Raw genomic sequence first — 16,733 nt, forward strand, 5'->3', positions numbered from 1 at the left:
GGTTTATAAGACCTGCATAATCGCATCAAACATGGTATTTGCAGTTTGAATAACTTTTGCATTTGCCATGTAATACTCTTGGATACGATACATTTCGCCGTATTCTTCATCCAAGTTGACCCCTGAAACCGATTGTTGCTGTGTTAAAATACTGCTGGTGATCGCATTTTGCGCATCATAATCAACTTGCGCAGTATTCACTTTATTACCCACCATACTTATTAGTGAGCCATAACCACCAGCAATTGTTGCTTTACCATCGATAAGTTTTTCATCGGGTAATTCGAACAATTTTTTCATGTTCTCATTATCACTAGGTCCAGAGTCTTTTGTACCCGCGGCAGCTATTTTGCTTGGATCGCTGATTGCAACACTCATTCCTGCAATCACGTTGCCTACAGATTGAACAACGATAGAATCGCCCTCTTGTGCAGCTCCATTGACTTTGATGCTCATTCCTTCGAATTCTAATTCACCCGTTGTTGCATTAGGTGTTGCTGTAAATTTACGATTCCCCGGCTCTACAGTGACATTCCATTTACCACCTTCATACTTAACCGTATAATCCGCAGCTTTAACTTCTCTTGTGTCAGTGTATTTGACATCAAAAGTCGCATCACCTTTGTTCTTACCATTAGGCATGGTATGTGCCCCACCTAGGTTGAAGAACTTATCACCTTTATCGCCGTTTAAATCAAAACCTTGCTCATGTTGTTTATTAAATTGATCGCCCAACACTAAAGCTAATTGGTTTAATTGATTTCGGCTTGCATCTAATACTTCATTACGGCTACGGTAAGCGCCACCTAATTCACCGCCATTAATACGTTTAGCATCAACTTCACGGACTTCATCAATACCGTTGCTATAACCAACAACAAGGCGTTCACTGTTTTTACTGGAAGGAATAGCAGAGACTTCATAAGAGCGCGTCCCCGCAACAAGAGGAAGACCATTGGCAAAGCTGACATTAACAAATCCGCCGTCTTGTTGGGTCACTTGTACATCAACCAGCGTATTTAGCTCTTGAATTAAACGGTCGCGTTGGTCGAGTAGATCATTAGGCTCGGCACCATTAAAACCTTGGGAGCGGCTAATTTCTTGATTTAATTTAGCTATCTGCTTGGAATATTCATTAATATTCTTAGTGGTATTAGTGACTTGGCTATTAATGTCTTTTTCGAGATCGCGCAATGATTGATCCGCTTTATTAAACATATTCACCATTGCTTCCGCTTTACCCAGTATGGTGGTACGAGCTGGGTTATCTTCCGCATTGTTCGTTACATTAGGTAAGCTAGTAAAGAAGTCATCAATTGCACTGGAAACATCATTGCCTTTATCCGCTAATAAATTATTTATTTGCGAGATATTTTTGTTATAGCTATTTAAAGCACTCTGTTTTGTTACCGCACGATTCATTTGCCCCGCAAGGAACTCATTATATTCGCGATGAATACGACTCACATTAACACCATTTCCAATATAACCATTACTGGTCATCGTGCCACCGTTTTCATTAAATACGGTCATTTGACGGTTATACCAATTTACTTTTTGGTTAGCGATATTATTACTAATTGTGCTCATCGCAGCTTGTGCTGCATTAAGCCCGCTCATCGCTGTATTAATTAAATTGTTGGACATTTGTCTATCCTTTTACGTTTAGTCATCTCCTGTATGTTCGGAGCATAACTAGGCAATTGATATGGATGCTCTGCTATTTGTTATCGGTTATTCCCCCCTAAACTTGAGGGGAGAATAGTTAAAAGAGTTCACTTAAATCATGCGTATAAGTTTTCGCAACTTGCTCACCCTGTCCCTTTAATTGCCCTATAATAGAAACAAGTTTTTTGGCATACCCCGGATCGGTTGCATAACCGGCTTCTTGAATATGATAAGCAGCCTGTTCTGGTGTTTTGGCTTGCGGTACTTTGGCATAGCGCGGGCTTTCCGTAAGCAATCTTAGATAATCTTGGATAGCCTCCACATAAGAGCCGTAGACACGGAAATTATCACGCATCTTGATCGATTTACCGTCAATCACTTCCGTTGTCATAATATTAGTGACAGGCCCTTTCCAATAACGCCCCGCTTTAATACCAAACAGGTTGTAGCTCGGTTTTCCATCACCCGTTAAAATTTCTCGTTTACCCCAGCCAGATTCTAGTGCCGCTTGTGCTACAACTAAAAGATGATGAATACCTGTACCTTGTGTCGCTTGTTTAGCAGGCCCTAACAATTTAGCGGCAAAAGAAGCGCTACTTTCAGACAATCCTTTTAACTTGCCTACCGTACTTTCAACTGCATTTTGTAACGGTTGCATCGCACGATAGAGCTGGCCTAATGCTTGTGTTGGCATTGATTGAAAAATATCACTGCTGTCTAATGGCATCGGCGTTTTACCGGCCAGTTCGCTCGGTTCCATCGTTACTTTAGCTGACAGTTGTTTTTCAATCATGTCAGCAAACCCCAAGCCTTTTTTGGATAAATCTTGAGCAATTTGCTGATCATAAAGAGAGGTGTACATTTTAGTGCTTTCTGAATTGAACATACTCTCTTGTGGAATAGCTTCACGCATACTTTTTAACATCATTTGCACAAAAACCCCCTCAAGTTGCTGCGCCACTTGGCGCAGTCCTTGCTGATCGGCATTTTGTCCAACCTGATATTTAAGTTTATTCAATGCGTTACTATCATATGCCGGCGTTGAAATATTCGGCATTGAAGAAAGCAGAGATAACTCTTTCATCAGATAATCTCCAATCTCGCCCGTAAACAACCCGCACTTTCCATCGCTTGTAATATCGACATGAGATCTGTTGGGGTCGCACCTAGCGCATTGAGTGAACGGATCACTTCATTGAGGCTAGCACTGGCGTTGACTTTTTGTAATGAACCACCCTTTTCATTGACATTAACACTCGTATTACGTGACACAACCGTACTGCCACCTGCAAAGGGGGTATTCGGTTGACTCACATTCACTTGGCTATCTACCGTAACAGATAAGTTGCCTTGTGCGATGGCACAGCTACCTAATACCACATCACGGTTCATTACAACGGAACCTGTTCTTGCATTGATAATCACTTTAGCATCAGCAATAACTCGTTTTACCTCAAGGTTTTGCACATCTGCTAAGAAACGAACTTGTTCACTTTTACCAAGAGGTACACGTAATTGCACCGTACGGGCATCAAGAGGAAGAGCCGTTCCTACCCCTCGTAGTTTATTAATCGCATCAGCAATACTTTGTGCTAGCGTGAAGTTTTCTTCGTTAAGCTGTAAGTTTAATAATCCCGTTTGACCAAACTGAGAAGGTAACTCACGCTCAATAATGGCACCGTTACTAATACGTCCACCCGCTAATTGATTGACTTTTACGCTACTGCCTCCCGCAGAAGCACCAGAGCCACCGACAACAATGTTCCCTTGGGCTACCGCATAAACCTGACTATCTACCCCTTTAAGTGGGGTCATCAGTAACGTACCACCTCGTAAACTTTTGGCATTACCTAATGAAGAAACAACCACATCGATAGATTGCCCAGTACGACCAAAAGGAGGTAGTTTTGCTGTCACCATCACTGCCGCGACGTTTTTTAACTGCATATTGGTGCCCGCAGGTACGGTGATCCCCAATTGTGAGAGCATGTTATTTAGACTTTGCGTGGTAAAAGGTGTTTGCATGGTTTGGTCACCCGTACCATCGAGGCCGACAACCAAACCATAACCAATCAGCGCATTTTCTCTTACCCCTTCAACCGAAGTAAGATCTCTGATCCGTTCGGCATGGGCAGAAAAGCCGACACATGTCATCACGATAAAGAAAAGGCTAATCGCTAATTTTTTCATCTAGACCCTACTCGTTAAAAAGGTGATACATTTAAGAAGAAACGTTGTAGCCATCCCATGGATTGCGCTTCATTAATATAACCGTCTCCGATATATTCAATACGCGCATCAGCAACTTGGGTTGAATTGACCGTGTTTGAGCCACTGATAGTGCGCGGATTCACAACGCCTGAAAATCGAATAAATTCAGTGCCTTGGTTTATCGCAATTTGTTTTTCACCCACAACGTGTAGATTGCCATTTGCCAATAACTGATCAACCGTTACCGTAATGGTGCCTTTAAAGGTGTTATTTGCATTAGCACCACCTTTACCACCGAACTCACTGTTTCCTTCCATGCCCATATCAGTACGGCTATTCCCTAATAATCCTTCTAAGAACCTTGGTGTGATAGAAGCAAGGAAACCGGCTTTACCATTGCGACTGGCATTCGCCGACGAGTTTTTACTGGCACTGACATTTTCTTGCAAGGTGATAGTCAATGTATCGCCAATATTTCGCGGTCGCCTATCTTCAAATAATGGCTGATAACCAAAATAAACCGGCTGAGTAGCCTGAAAAATAGAGCCATTAGGTGCTGGTGTGGTAGGCGCAGTAGGTATTGCCGTGGTGTGTCCTTCAACCAATGGTTTTTCCGGTATCTGAGCGCACCCTGCTAGTGTCAGTACCAACAGGGCGGTACCTAAACGTTGATGACGACGCCATCTGACACTAAGCTTACTTGCCCCAGAATTGTCAGTAATGACCTTTGTATCCATCTTCGATACTCTTTTAGTAATACGCCTGACAGAAATTCTGTCAGGCTAATGAATCAACGAAATTAGAGTTGCGTGAGTTTCTGTAACATCTGATCAGAAGTTGAAATCGCTTTACTATTAATTTCATAAGCACGCTGAGTCTGGATCATATTGACCAATTCTTCCGCGACATTAACGTTAGAGGTTTCAACATATCCCTGATATAACAAGCCCGCACCGTTAATACCCGGCGCATTCTCAGTAGGTGCTCCGGAGCTGGCTGTTTCTAAGTACAGATTTTCCCCAACACTTTCTAACCCGCTATCATTAATAAATGTGGTGAGGGTTAATTGCCCTACTTGTTGAGGTGCAGGCGATCCTTCAATCTCCACACTGACAATACCATCACGACCTACCATCACCTTTTTAGCGGTTTCTGGCAAAATAATCGCTGGGACGATTTGAAAGCCACTGGAGGTCACTAGTTGCCCATTTTGGTCCATTTGAAAAGAGCCATCGCGAGTATAAGCATCCGTACCATCAGGTAATTGAACATGGAAAAAACCTTGCCCTTTGATAGCAACATCACGCGTACCATTAGTTTGGGCTAAATTACCTTGGCTATGTAAACGTTCTGTCGCCACTGGGCGAACACCAGTACCAATTTGTAAACCAGAAGGCGCATTCGTCTGCTCGGATGTCATCGCTCCCGGTTGACGAATAGTTTGATAGAGTAAATCCTCAAAAACCGCACGCTGGCGTTTAAAACCATTTGTGCTGACGTTTGCGAGGTTGTTGGAAATCACATCCATGTTAGTTTGTTGTGCATCCAACCCTGTTTTAGCAATCCATAAAGAACGGATCATGGTTTTCCCCTTACACTATTTAACTCATTGATAGCAATTGGTTAGCGCGCTGCGCATTATCATCTGCACTGTGGATCACCTTCATTTGCATTTCGAAACGGCGGGCATTGGCAATCATATCGACCATAGCTTCAGCAGGATTGACGTTGCTACCTTCTAATACACCAGCAAGGACTTTGACGTTATCGTCCGCAGGTAACGTTTCACCCACTCGTGCTGTACCTTGAGGTGATAGGTGAAATAGACCATCATCGCCTCGTACCAAATCATTTTGTTCTGGCTTCACCATTTTTAGGCGACCAATTTGCCCTAGCATTTTTGGTGGATCGGTAGGGACATGAGCCGTGACAATGCCGTTATTAGCAATGCTAATTTCCGCTTGTGGTGGCACTTCAATTGCGCCATTATCGCCCATCAAAAGACGGCCTTGTACCATCAACATGCCATCAGCGTTACGCTCAATATTGCCGTTTCGGGTATACGCTTGCGTACCATCTTCAAGTTGAACAGCCAAATAGCCATTATCACTTAACGCAACGTCCATCGGTCTGCCGGTGTAATTCATCGTTCCCTGACGCTGATCACTACCGGGCGTTGACGCGACGGTAAGTGTACGCGTCGGTAAGGTTTCGCCATTGATAGGTACGGCTCGCATCGCACTAAGTTGCGCTTTAAACCCTGGTGTTGATGCATTTGCTAAATTGTTCGCCACGACAGCTTGGTTTTCCATTGAGTGTCTGGCACCGCCCATCGCGGTATAAATCACATGATCCATAACAGATGATTTCCTGCGTTATTAGCGCATGCTAACTAGTGTTTGCAGGATCTGATCCTGAGTTTTGATAGTCTGCGCATTAGATTGATAGTTACGTTGAGCAACAATCATGTTAACTAACTCTTGGCTCATATCTACGTTAGAGGCTTCTAAGGCATTGTTGGTTAATTTACCGAATACGCCAGAGCCTGCCACACCAACAATGGGTGAGCCTGAACCATTGGTTTCAGACCACATATTGTCACCTTGTGAACTTAAGCCACCAGGATTGGCAAAGTTAGCTAATGCGATTTGACCAACCACTTGGCTTTGTTGGTTTGAGTAGGTCGCCATAATGGAACCATCTGGCTCAATACGGAAATTGGTAAATTCCCCTGCTTGATAACCATTTTGCGCGAGTTTAGAGACACTTGATTCAGCGACTTTTTGCTGCGTACTACCACTAAAGTTCATTTCCATATCCATGGGTTGTGAACCTTTATAAGCAACGGTAGTAAAGTTTTTCAGCTTAGGTGCTGTTTCATCTAATACCCCGTTATCCTTATAAACTAATTTACCCAGATCTTGTGCTGGCTCACCTGTTGTGGTGTCTTGAGCATAAACACTCCATTCGTTATCTTTGGTTTTAACAAAGAATAAGTTCAGGTTATGTTCATTACCTAAGCTATCGTAGGTTGTCACGTTAGTACTAAAGTTATAAGAATCGTTATCTTTGGGATCAAATTTATGTGTTGTTTGATCGATAGCCTCTTCAGCTGAATTCAAGTTAACCGTCATATCCATTTTATCGGTTGCACTTGCATTCATCATATCGGTAGGAATAATGATAGGCGTTGGTGTTGCCCCTTTTTGTACCACATTTTTACCGTCTACGTTTTGTACTGGATAACCTGTAATACGCATACCTTGCATATTAGTGAGATAGCCGTTTTTATCTTTGCCAAATTCACCATTACGTGAATAGAAAACGCCACCGTTACTATCTTCAATACGGAAGAAACCACCACCAGAAATCGCCACATCGGTTGGGCGGTTAGTAGTAGTGATACTACCATCTTTAAAGTTTTGGCTAATGCCTGATACTTTTACACCAAGCCCTGCACCAGAGCCGGCAAAAACATCGGCAAAAGAGACTGTTGCCCCCTTAAAACCGTAGGTTGCAGAGTTTGAGATATTATTACCAATAGTATCTAAATTAGCGGCTGCTGCATTTAAACCACTGACTGCTTGAGAAAAGGACATGCGCCCTCCATTATTGAATTAATGTTGATTAAAAAACTTTACGAATTTCGTCCAATGAAACGATGACACCGAGGCCAACATCAAGATGAGGTTTTCCCTCTTTCATAGAAACGGAATTGACTACCGCACTTTTAAGTGTTTTTACTGGGACTTGCGCATCATTAAATGTGGCATTTACTGTAAATTGATATTTTCCAGTAGGAACTTTATTACCATCATCATCCGTGCAATCCCAAAAGAAGTGATAAACATCCGGCAGAATTTTTGAATTCATTTCGATCGTGCGAACTTTAGCCCCACTACTATCAGTAATATTGACTGTAAGCGTATCTATTGGACTAAAGGATTCAAAACCAAAGGCGCTGGAGAAGATATTTTCATTATCTGTCGCATCAGTAGATGCAGGTAACTTATCTAATTGAGTATCAGGTGTTGTATCTGTATCTATATCTGTATCAGATCCAGCGTTTTCACCATTATTAATCTTATCAACGCTGATTTCATTACCGGCAATCATCACCATATGATTAACCAATGAGGTAGCACGTAATGCCTGACTTTGGTCAATTTGGCCAACAATGGTATTGACTGTTTTATTTAGCGTCTCTATCCCTTCAACCGTAGAAATCTGTGCTAACTGTGACGTTAACTCATTATTCTGCATTGGATTGGTGGGATCTTGGTTTTGCATCTGCGTGATAAGCAACGTCAGGAAATTACCTTTAATATCATCACTCCCCCCTTTTTTAGTGTGGTAGGATGAAGGCGCTTCCCCGATAATGGTATTATCAGTAGGTTCATTCATTGAGGCAGAAATACCCACAATTTATTCTCCCTATTGACCTATCATTAGCGTTTTTTGCATCAGCGATTTCGCTGTATTCATCACTTCAACGTTAGCCTGATAACTTCTTGACGCCGAAATAGTGTTGATCATTTCACCGACTACATCGACATTAGGCTTACGCACATAGCCTTTTTCATCTGCAAATGGATTTCCTGGCTGGTATTCCATACGAAAGGGTGTCGGATCATCCACTACTTGCGTAACATGAACACCACCAATATCTTGACCCGCTGGCGCATTCACTTGGAAAACCACTTGTTTTGCACGGTAAGGTTCACCATCAGGCCCCACAACGCTATCTACGTTGGCCATATTACTTGCACTGACGTTTAAACGTTGTGATTGTGCTGAAAGTGCAGAACCTGAAATATCGAAAATACTAAATAAAGACATACTCTTTATCCTTGTTGCAATACAGCCATCATGCTTTTAACTTGAGAGTTAATAAATGTCACATCTGCCTGATATTTAACGCTATTATCGGCAAAATTACTCCGTTCCATATCCATATCGACCGTGTTACCATCCATCGATGTTTGATGAGGAACCCGATAAAGCAAATCAGCCTCTAAGCGATAACCCGGCTTAATAGGAATATGGCGTTCTGATGTCATTGTCAGTTGCAATCCATGACTACCAGTACGCCCGTTTTCCATGGTTTTTTTCAACTCAGCCGCGAAATCAATATCCCGAGCTTGGAAGCCTGGCGTATCAGCATTAGCAATATTTGCCGCCAAAATTTCTTGGCGTTTATTACGTAGTGAAAGCGCTTCTTGTTGAAAATGAAACGTATTTTCTAATTTATCGAGCATCTTCTATCCTTGGTGGCTAAACCACTCACCTCAGCTGATAAAACAATTTCAGTTAACAGAATAAACGCTCAAAAAAAAGATGATTGGAGGAATAGGGGTAAATTGAATTGCTATTTATGCGTTTAAGGTATGTGAAGAGGATGTACACTATTTTGGCTAAATAAGTTTAACCACACCATTAGCATAAACTTTATAAGGTGATACAAACTATGTCTGTTAGAACGTTTATCGGTGTTATTTCTTTTTTCTTTATAGTAAATAGCGGTATAGCCAATCCCCTACCCGAAGCGCTACAGCAATTTTTCCAAACGCGCCACCACAAAGACGATAAAGTCACCGTAACCGTTTTAACCCCAGAGGATAAATGGCCACATTGCCAACAACAAGAAATCCTACAGCATGCAGGCTCTCGCAATTGGGGACGTCTTTCTATCCCTATTCAGTGCGATAATCAACGTCGTTTTATACAAGTAGATGTGAGTGTTTATGGACAATATTTAGTCGCTAAAAAAGAGATTAATCGTGATGATGTAATAACAACATCTTCGATTAAGATCATAAAAGGAGATTTAGAAAAGCTACCTTATGACGTGTTAAGAGATGCTGTTTTTATTAAAAATGCCATTGCTATGCGCCATATTGCGACCGAAAAACCAATAACATCAACTATGGTTCGTCGCCCTTGGGCCATTTTAGCGGGGCAGACTGTAACGGTTTTTGCACAAGGTGATCACTTTCAAATCCGTTATGAAGGAAAAGCGATTAACAATGCCGTTGCCAATGAAAGTATTCGTATACGGGTCAAATCAGGGCAAATTATTACTGGTGAAGCGCTGGAAAATGGCTCTGTACGTATCCCCTTGTAATACATTAAAGATAACAATTAAAGGTAACGATAAGCAGAATAAGCCTATATTAAATGACTTGTTAACCGTTTTAATGATAGCAAGGCAAGGTAAACTCTCTTGCACTATAAGTTGAATAAAAACGCTGCTTGTAGACTAGTGCTAATGAGTACGCTACAGCTTGAAGTACGACGAGAAAATACTCTAAATAATTCAAGTTATAACTAGGCGGCAAGCGAATGAGTTGCTAGGAGCATACATAAGTATGTGACTAGTGCGAATGAGTGATGCCAACAACGCTACAGCTTGAAGTATGACGAGAAAATACTCTAAATAATTCAAGTTGTAGCTAGGCGGCAAGCGAATGAGTCGCTAGGAGCATACATAAGTATGTGACTAGTGCGAATGAGTGACGCCAACAACGCTACAGCTTGAAGTATGACGAAAAAATACTCTAAATAATTCAAGTTGTAGCTAGGCGGCTAGCGAATGAGTCGCTAGGAGCATACATAAGTATGTGACTAGTGCGAATGAGTGACGCCAACAACGCTACAGCTTGAAGTATGACGAGTAAGATAACATTAAAGTTTATATCTACACTGCCGATATAAAACTACAAGATGATAGGCGAAAACACATAGGTTGTTTACAATGGCTTCATCTGACGATTAATTGATGCCTAACAAAGGATTTTCCTATGAGTATTGAACGCACAAATCCACTTATCCCAATCACGGCCATTTCTCAGCGTAACCTTAATGAAGGTGCCCAAGAAGCACGAAAAACCGGTAATACGCAAACAAAAGCAATGGCGGGTGATACTTCTGTGAAACTAAGTGAAGCACAGAAAAAATTAGTTCAACCTAGCAATCAAGACATCAATGTCGAAAAAGTTGCCCGTTTAAAAGCAGCGATTGCCGATGGAACATTAACAATGGACAGCAGCAAAATTGCGGAAGCACTTTTCCGAGAAGCTGCTGAAAGCATAACTAAATAATATTAAAGATTATGATGGAAGAACTCCGCCAGACCTTAGATCTTCAGTTATCACAGCTCAATACCATTGCGGGTATTTTACGTGCTGAGCAACAGTTATTATGTGCAGGAAGTATTGATATCAATAAGCTGCATGAACTAACTGAACAGAAGAATTTTGTATTAACAGCTCTAGGTCATACCGATCAAAAACGTCAAATACTCAGTAAACAAGTTGGTATTGATAGACCCTATCAAGGACAGCCTTTTTTAGCTGATTTATGGGGACAACTGGTTGATCTAACGGAAGAGTTAAAACATCTTAATCAACACAATGGCTTATTGTTAGAGCAACATATTACTCGCAATAGTGAAACGCTACATTTTCTACAGAAAAATCATAGCCCAACACTTTATGGTGCAGATGGACAAGCACAGCGTTCAATATTAGCTGGGCGAAAAATACAAATATAATTATCTTTTATAATTAAAGAATAGTCCCTGTATTATTTCAATATAATACAGGGAGTGTTTTGTTTAATATATTGATTTATATGTAACAACCTTCAGATAAATATTGAATTAGCGTTAGGATTTAAATCGATAGTAATAATAAGAATTATATTTTAAATTAAAATAGCCTTATTTGTATTTACTATAATCTATAATCGTTGATCTACCTAATTTATATTTTGTTCCCCCCTCTAATCTTAATTCCTCTGTTCCTATTAACAAGTTTTTACCTTCAATATCAACTTTATCATCATTTAATTGTAATATAATACGACCATCCCCCTGGATTTTACCACCAAGAAATATACTATCCTCAGCGAGGATATGAAAAACACTATTATACGACAATGATATATTACCTATTCCTATGGTTCCTACTCTTCCATATAAATAACTATCATCAATATTAAATGTTCTATCTAAAAGCAACCTATCCGCTTTCATAAATAGAATACTATCTTTAACATTAAATGATGAATTATTAAGAACAGAAGAATATTGATAAACCATTACTTTTGATTGTTTCGTCCCATCATAAGCTGTTCTATATAAATTATCATCTTGATTTATATCTATGTTTCCTGTGTTAATTAAGCTATAAGACTCATGATTTAGTGACAAAGTATTTATATTACCATGATTATAAACGTTACCCTGTTTTGATTTTATTATTAAATATCGACTATTTATTCCTGCCTCTGTCCTTAACAAAAAATGGCTGTGTTTATTATAATCATTTTTAGCTCCAAGATTAAACTCACTTAACCCCATATCAAAACGAATATATTCAGCATTTAAATCACCGTCAATCAAGTCTACATTATTAGAGATAATATTTATCATTCCAGATGAAATATCTTTATAATTTCGATTAATATGCATATGTTCATTTTTATCTAATTTATTTCTCATATCAAAAACAACACTAGAACCTATATCTGCTATAGTGAATGTCTTAGAAAATTTCCCTGTACTGCTACCTGCAATTAGTTTAATATCATTAATTCCAGAGAAAGAACAATCACGACAAGAAATTCCATTAGGATTAGCTATAACCACTGTTGCCTTTTTTCCTTGTAACTCAAGCTCACCTCTCAGAATTGAAAAATCTTTAGAAACAACCTCATTAATAATTAATTCTGCTTCAGCATTATTTTTTAATGATAAACCCAAATTACCAACATCAAGACGATTATAATAGATATGGGCGGTACCATCTTGATTAGTATTTATCACTTCAATTTGTGTTTTCCCTGTGTCATCATTAATAGATACTTTTGCATCTGATAATGAATCAGAATGTAAAATAACATCTTGATAAGCATAGCAAGATAATGAAATAAATACAGATAACAGTGAGACAGTAAATAGAGCGTTTTTTTTCATGGACATTTCCTTTGGTTTTAAAACTGATTATCATAATTAGCACAAGGAACAATTAATTTAAAAAAAAATCCATATAAAAAACATATAGACAAAGCATTTAAAAAAACATATAAATAATATATTAATGATTAAGTATTCATATTAAAAAATACAAATAATATTTTTATATATTAATAATAAGATATATAAACAGCCCTATTACCAAACAAGCTATTAATATTTAATTTTCTTTCTATTATTCTATAAGCTTCTTTATCAAAATAAATCTCACCATATCCATGTTTAATATTGCTTTTATTTAAAACATATTCTATATATAGAACAATTACTTATATTCTTCTTGTTTAAACTAAAAAAAACCACTAAATGATGATTTAGTGGTTTTAGTAGATTTTTATCAATGATTAATAATTAATGATTTTGTCCACCAATCATTGATGTCATACGAATATGACGACCTTCGCTAATTTCCATATTTGATAATACCGCTAACTGTGGCAAGCTACGGCGTAAAAAGCGCGATAACAGCGAACGTAGTGCATGGTTAACCAAGAGTACTGGCACGCCCCCTGACATCTCTTGACGGCGTACCGCATCTAAGGCTTGTTGTTCAATGTTTTCAGCAAGGCCAGGCTCTAATCCCCCCCCACTTTGCATCGCTTGTAATAATAGACGCTCTAGTCCCGCATCTAATCCAATAACTTGTATCTCTTCTTTATCACCAAACCAGTGTTGTGTTATCGCCCTGCGTAATGCAACACGAACTACCGCCGTTAATTCTGCCGGATCTTTTTGCTCAGGTGCATGCTCTGCTAGTGCTTCTAATATGGTTCTCATATCGCGAATAGGCACTTGCTCTGCCAACAGGTTTTGCAATACTTTATGTAACACCGTTAATGACAGCATATCGGGGATCATATTTTCCGTCATTTTCGGTAGTTCTTTGCTTACCCTATCAAATAGCATTTGCGCTTCTTGGCGACCAAATAACTCTGATGCGTATTGGTTAAGTACATGATTAAAATGTGTTGCAATCACTGTACTTGCCGCCACAACCGTATAGCCTTGTACTTGTGCTTGCTCTCTTAAACTGTCATCAATCCATACTGCAGGTAAACCAAATGCCGGCTCTTGAGTGTTATCACCTTCTAGCGTTCCTACTGCATTACCGGGGTTTATGGCCAACCAACGCCCAGGATGAGCTTCGCCATGGCCGATTTCTACCCCTTTCATTAAAATGCGGTAGGAGGAAGGTTTTACTTCCATATTATCGCGAATATGTACAACAGGAGGTAAATACCCCATTTCTTGTGCAAACTTTTTGCGAATACCACTAATTCGACCTAACAATTCACCATTTTGGCGATTGTCGACCATGGGAATAAGACGATAACCTACTTCCATTGACAGCGGATCTTCTAATTGCACATCTTCCCAAGAGGCTTCAACAACCCGATTTTGTTTTTCAACTTGTTCCAACTCTTTTTGTTGTTGCACTTGAGGACTGCTATGACGTTTTAAGATATACCATCCTAATCCTGCTAATGCAGCCGTAAAGAAGAGGAAAACAAAGTTTGGCATACCTGGTACTAACCCCAGCAATCCTAAAACACCCGCAGTTAGCATCAGTACACGAGGGTTATCAAAGAGTTGCGTCACCATTTGTTGACCGACATCTTCATCGGTTGCAACGCGAGTAACAATAACACCTGCCGCTGTTGATATAATCAGTGCTGGAATTTGAGCCACTAGCCCATCACCGATAGTTAATAAGGTATAAGTGCTTGCCGCATCGTTAAGTGCCATATTATGTTGTGCAACACCGACCACTAAACCACCAACGACGTTTATTACCAAGATCATTAAGCCGGCAATCGCATCCCCTCGGACGAATTTACTTGCACCATCCATAGATCCATAAAAGTCAGACTCAAGCGAGACTTCTTTACGACGTTTTTTAGCTTCTTCTTCGTTTATGATCCCAGCATTTAAATCAGCATCGATAGCCATCTGCTTACCCGGCATCCCATCTAATACAAAGCGTGCGCCTACTTCAGCAATACGCCCTGCACCTTTGGTGATAACCATAAAGTTAATCAGAATAAGAATGATAAAGACAACGATACCGATAGCAAAATTGCCACCTACGAGGAAATGACCAAAAGCTTCAACAACACGCCCTGCAGCTGCTGAACCTGTATGTCCTTCCATCAAGATAATACGTGTTGATGCAACGTTAAGCGATAAGCGTAACAATGTAGTGAACAGGAGTATTGTAGGAAAGGCAGCAAAGTCCAATGTGCGCCTAGTAAACATGGCCACTAATAGCACCATGATAGAAAGGGCAATGTTAAAGGTAAACAATAAGTCCAATAGAAAAGGTGGCAATGGCAGTACCATCATTGACAGTATAAGCAAAATAAGTACTGGCCCTGCCAGTATCTGCCACTGAGAACTTTTCCAATTTCCCGGCAAGCGGAGTAATGAGGCCAAATTAGCCATGACGATTATCTTCTCCAGCAAAGTCCAGTGCGGGAGGCACTGGCAAGTTCATAGGTTGTTTAGGTTTTAAACCACCTTCGGTTTTCCATCGTCTCAGTTGATAGACCCAAGCTAAAACTTCTGCAACAGCGGCATAGAGTGTTGCAGGAATAGCCTGTCCTATCTCACTGTGACGATATAACGCCCTAGCAAGCGGTGGCGCTTCTAGAAGCGGAATTCGATGTTCAGCACCAATTTCTTTAATTTTTAAGGCAATGGCGCCCGCTCCTTTAGCAAGTACTTTTGGGGCAACCATTTTGTCGTTATATTGCAAAGCAACCGCGTAATGCGTTGGGTTAGTGACAATGACATCTGCTTTTGGCACATCTGCCATCATTCGTCGCCGCGACATCTCGTGTTGTTGTTGGCGAATACGCGCCTTTAATTGCGGATCACCCTCTTGTTGTTTAAATTCGTCTTTGATTTCTTGGCGTGTCATGCGTAACTTTTTCAAATGGCTACGAATTTGAAAAATAATATCGAATGCCACCATCGGGATAAGCATAAAAACCGCAATATAGACCGCAAAAATAAGCAGTTGCATCGCATTAGCTAAAGCACTTAAAGGAGGAAGCGTGATCAAATGAAGAATATCGTTCCAGTTGTGCCATAAGAAAACCGTTGCGGCTAAGCCGACAAAGAGTGATTTTAAAATCGCTTTAAATAATTCAGCTAACGCATTCATTGAAAAAATACGTTTTAAGCCAGAAATAGGGTTCCATTTTTTCGGATCAAACTTGATAGATTTGCTACTAAAATTAATCCCCCCCAATACGGCTGAACCACCAATTGCCACTAAGACCAAGCCTAGAAACACTGGCGATAACGCAAATACAGCCTGTTTCATTAAACTGGCAAAACGGGGGATCAATAAATTCTCGTTGCCGATTATGTGGTGATTAAAAGTAAAACCTTCCGTTAACATGGCATAAAGCTCACGAGTGATAAAACGCCCACTCATCCACAGTAGACTGACGCCCCCTAAAATCATTAATACGGACGAAAGCTCTTTGGAACGAACAATTTGCCCATCCTTTTTCGCTTTTTCCCGTTTATGGGGAGTGGGTTCTTCTGTCTTTTCGAGATCGCTATCTTCAGCCACAGTCTGTCCGATTTAGATAATTAGATTAAAGCCTGAATGAAATGTCTCTTAGCATGACAAATTCAGAAGAAATTGATGGGTTGAACAATCGCAAATTTACGGGGCTTTTTGGGCTATGAAGGTATAAACAGCAAAAAAGTGTGCTACTTACACATCACCTTTGAAACAACATATTTATTTGGTGCAAATATGGAGGGTTTATCGCAAGAATAATTCTATGGTGAATATAAGGTA

General features: G+C 40.1%; 16 protein-coding genes. 3 read left to right on the forward strand and 13 right to left on the reverse strand.

The features are described 5' to 3' along the window. Positions 1–3 precede the first annotated feature (3 nt). The 10 genes from flgK to flgB all read right to left on the reverse strand — a co-directional run bounded on the left by flgK (position 4) and on the right by flgB (position 9,137). Entirely contained in the window at positions 4–1,647 is a 1,644-nt protein-coding gene (flgK, locus tag PMI_RS08030) for a flagellar hook-associated protein FlgK (protein ID WP_004248337.1), read from the reverse strand. 118 nt (positions 1,648–1,765) lie between these two features. Continuing rightward, positions 1,766–2,752, reverse strand: coding sequence for a flagellar assembly peptidoglycan hydrolase FlgJ (flgJ, locus tag PMI_RS08035; protein WP_004243530.1), 987 nt, complete (start codon positions 2,750–2,752; stop codon positions 1,766–1,768). Further along, the gene (locus tag PMI_RS08040) at positions 2,752–3,858 is read right to left on the reverse strand and encodes a flagellar basal body P-ring protein FlgI (protein WP_004250775.1); all 1,107 of its coding nucleotides are present in this window, start codon (positions 3,856–3,858) and stop codon (positions 2,752–2,754) included. Before PMI_RS08040 ends, flgJ begins: the two co-directional genes overlap by 1 nt. A gap of 14 nt (positions 3,859–3,872) precedes the next feature. Next, entirely contained in the window at positions 3,873–4,616 is a 744-nt protein-coding gene (locus PMI_RS08045; protein WP_012368058.1) for a flagellar basal body L-ring protein FlgH, read from the reverse strand. Positions 4,617–4,678: 62 nt separating this feature from the next. Then, the gene (gene flgG, locus PMI_RS08050; RefSeq protein WP_004243533.1) at positions 4,679–5,461 is read right to left on the reverse strand and encodes a flagellar basal-body rod protein FlgG; all 783 of its coding nucleotides are present in this window, start codon (positions 5,459–5,461) and stop codon (positions 4,679–4,681) included. A 19-nt stretch (positions 5,462–5,480) separates the two neighbouring features. Next, on the reverse strand, positions 5,481–6,236 hold the full coding sequence (locus PMI_RS08055; RefSeq protein WP_004248338.1) for a flagellar basal body rod protein FlgF: 756 nt from the start codon (positions 6,234–6,236) through the stop codon (positions 5,481–5,483). Between the two features lie 21 nt (positions 6,237–6,257). Next, entirely contained in the window at positions 6,258–7,478 is a 1,221-nt protein-coding gene (gene flgE, locus PMI_RS08060) for a flagellar hook protein FlgE (protein WP_004243535.1), read from the reverse strand. Positions 7,479–7,506: 28 nt separating this feature from the next. Then, positions 7,507–8,301, reverse strand: a complete 795-nt coding sequence (locus PMI_RS08065; RefSeq protein ID WP_012368059.1) for a flagellar hook assembly protein FlgD — start codon at positions 8,299–8,301, stop codon at positions 7,507–7,509. Between the two features lie 12 nt (positions 8,302–8,313). Then, entirely contained in the window at positions 8,314–8,718 is a 405-nt protein-coding gene (gene flgC / locus PMI_RS08070) for a flagellar basal body rod protein FlgC (protein ID WP_004243537.1), read from the reverse strand. Positions 8,719–8,723: 5 nt separating this feature from the next. Continuing rightward, positions 8,724–9,137: a flagellar basal body rod protein FlgB gene (gene flgB / locus PMI_RS08075; RefSeq protein WP_004243538.1), complete on the reverse strand. Its 414-nt coding sequence runs from the start codon at positions 9,135–9,137 to the stop codon at positions 8,724–8,726. Positions 9,138–9,346: 209 nt separating this feature from the next. Here flgB and flgA point away from each other — a divergent pair, with 209 nt between their 5' ends. The 3 genes from flgA to PMI_RS08090 all read left to right on the forward strand — a co-directional run bounded on the left by flgA (position 9,347) and on the right by PMI_RS08090 (position 11,431). Further along, a complete protein-coding gene (flgA, locus tag PMI_RS08080; RefSeq protein ID WP_012368060.1) occupies positions 9,347–10,003 on the forward strand; it encodes a flagellar basal body P-ring formation chaperone FlgA in 657 nt (218 codons plus the stop codon). Positions 10,004–10,679: 676 nt separating this feature from the next. Beyond that, positions 10,680–10,979 (forward strand): flagellar biosynthesis anti-sigma factor FlgM, encoded by a 300-nt coding sequence (gene flgM / locus PMI_RS08085; RefSeq protein WP_004248342.1) that lies wholly within the window; start codon positions 10,680–10,682, stop codon positions 10,977–10,979. 11 nt (positions 10,980–10,990) lie between these two features. Further along, positions 10,991–11,431, forward strand: a complete 441-nt coding sequence (locus PMI_RS08090) for a flagella synthesis protein FlgN (protein WP_004248343.1) — start codon at positions 10,991–10,993, stop codon at positions 11,429–11,431. 168 nt (positions 11,432–11,599) lie between these two features. On the opposite strand, the gene PMI_RS08095 is transcribed toward PMI_RS08090, so the two are convergent. From PMI_RS08095 to flhB, 3 genes are all read right to left on the reverse strand, one after another. Beyond that, positions 11,600–12,856 (reverse strand): two-partner secretion domain-containing protein, encoded by a 1,257-nt coding sequence (locus PMI_RS08095; protein WP_041707094.1) that lies wholly within the window; start codon positions 12,854–12,856, stop codon positions 11,600–11,602. Positions 12,857–13,267: 411 nt separating this feature from the next. After that, positions 13,268–15,358 carry a flagellar biosynthesis protein FlhA gene (gene flhA, locus PMI_RS08100; RefSeq protein WP_004243546.1) on the reverse strand — a complete coding sequence of 697 codons (2,091 nt, stop codon included), beginning with the start codon at positions 15,356–15,358 and terminating at the stop codon, positions 13,268–13,270. Further along, on the reverse strand, positions 15,351–16,499 hold the full coding sequence (gene flhB / locus PMI_RS08105; RefSeq protein ID WP_004243547.1) for a flagellar biosynthesis protein FlhB: 1,149 nt from the start codon (positions 16,497–16,499) through the stop codon (positions 15,351–15,353). Before flhB ends, flhA begins: the two co-directional genes overlap by 8 nt. Positions 16,500–16,733: the final 234 nt, after the last annotated feature.

Source organism: Proteus mirabilis HI4320, assembly GCF_000069965.1.
Lineage (GTDB): Bacteria > Pseudomonadota > Gammaproteobacteria > Enterobacterales > Enterobacteriaceae > Proteus > Proteus mirabilis.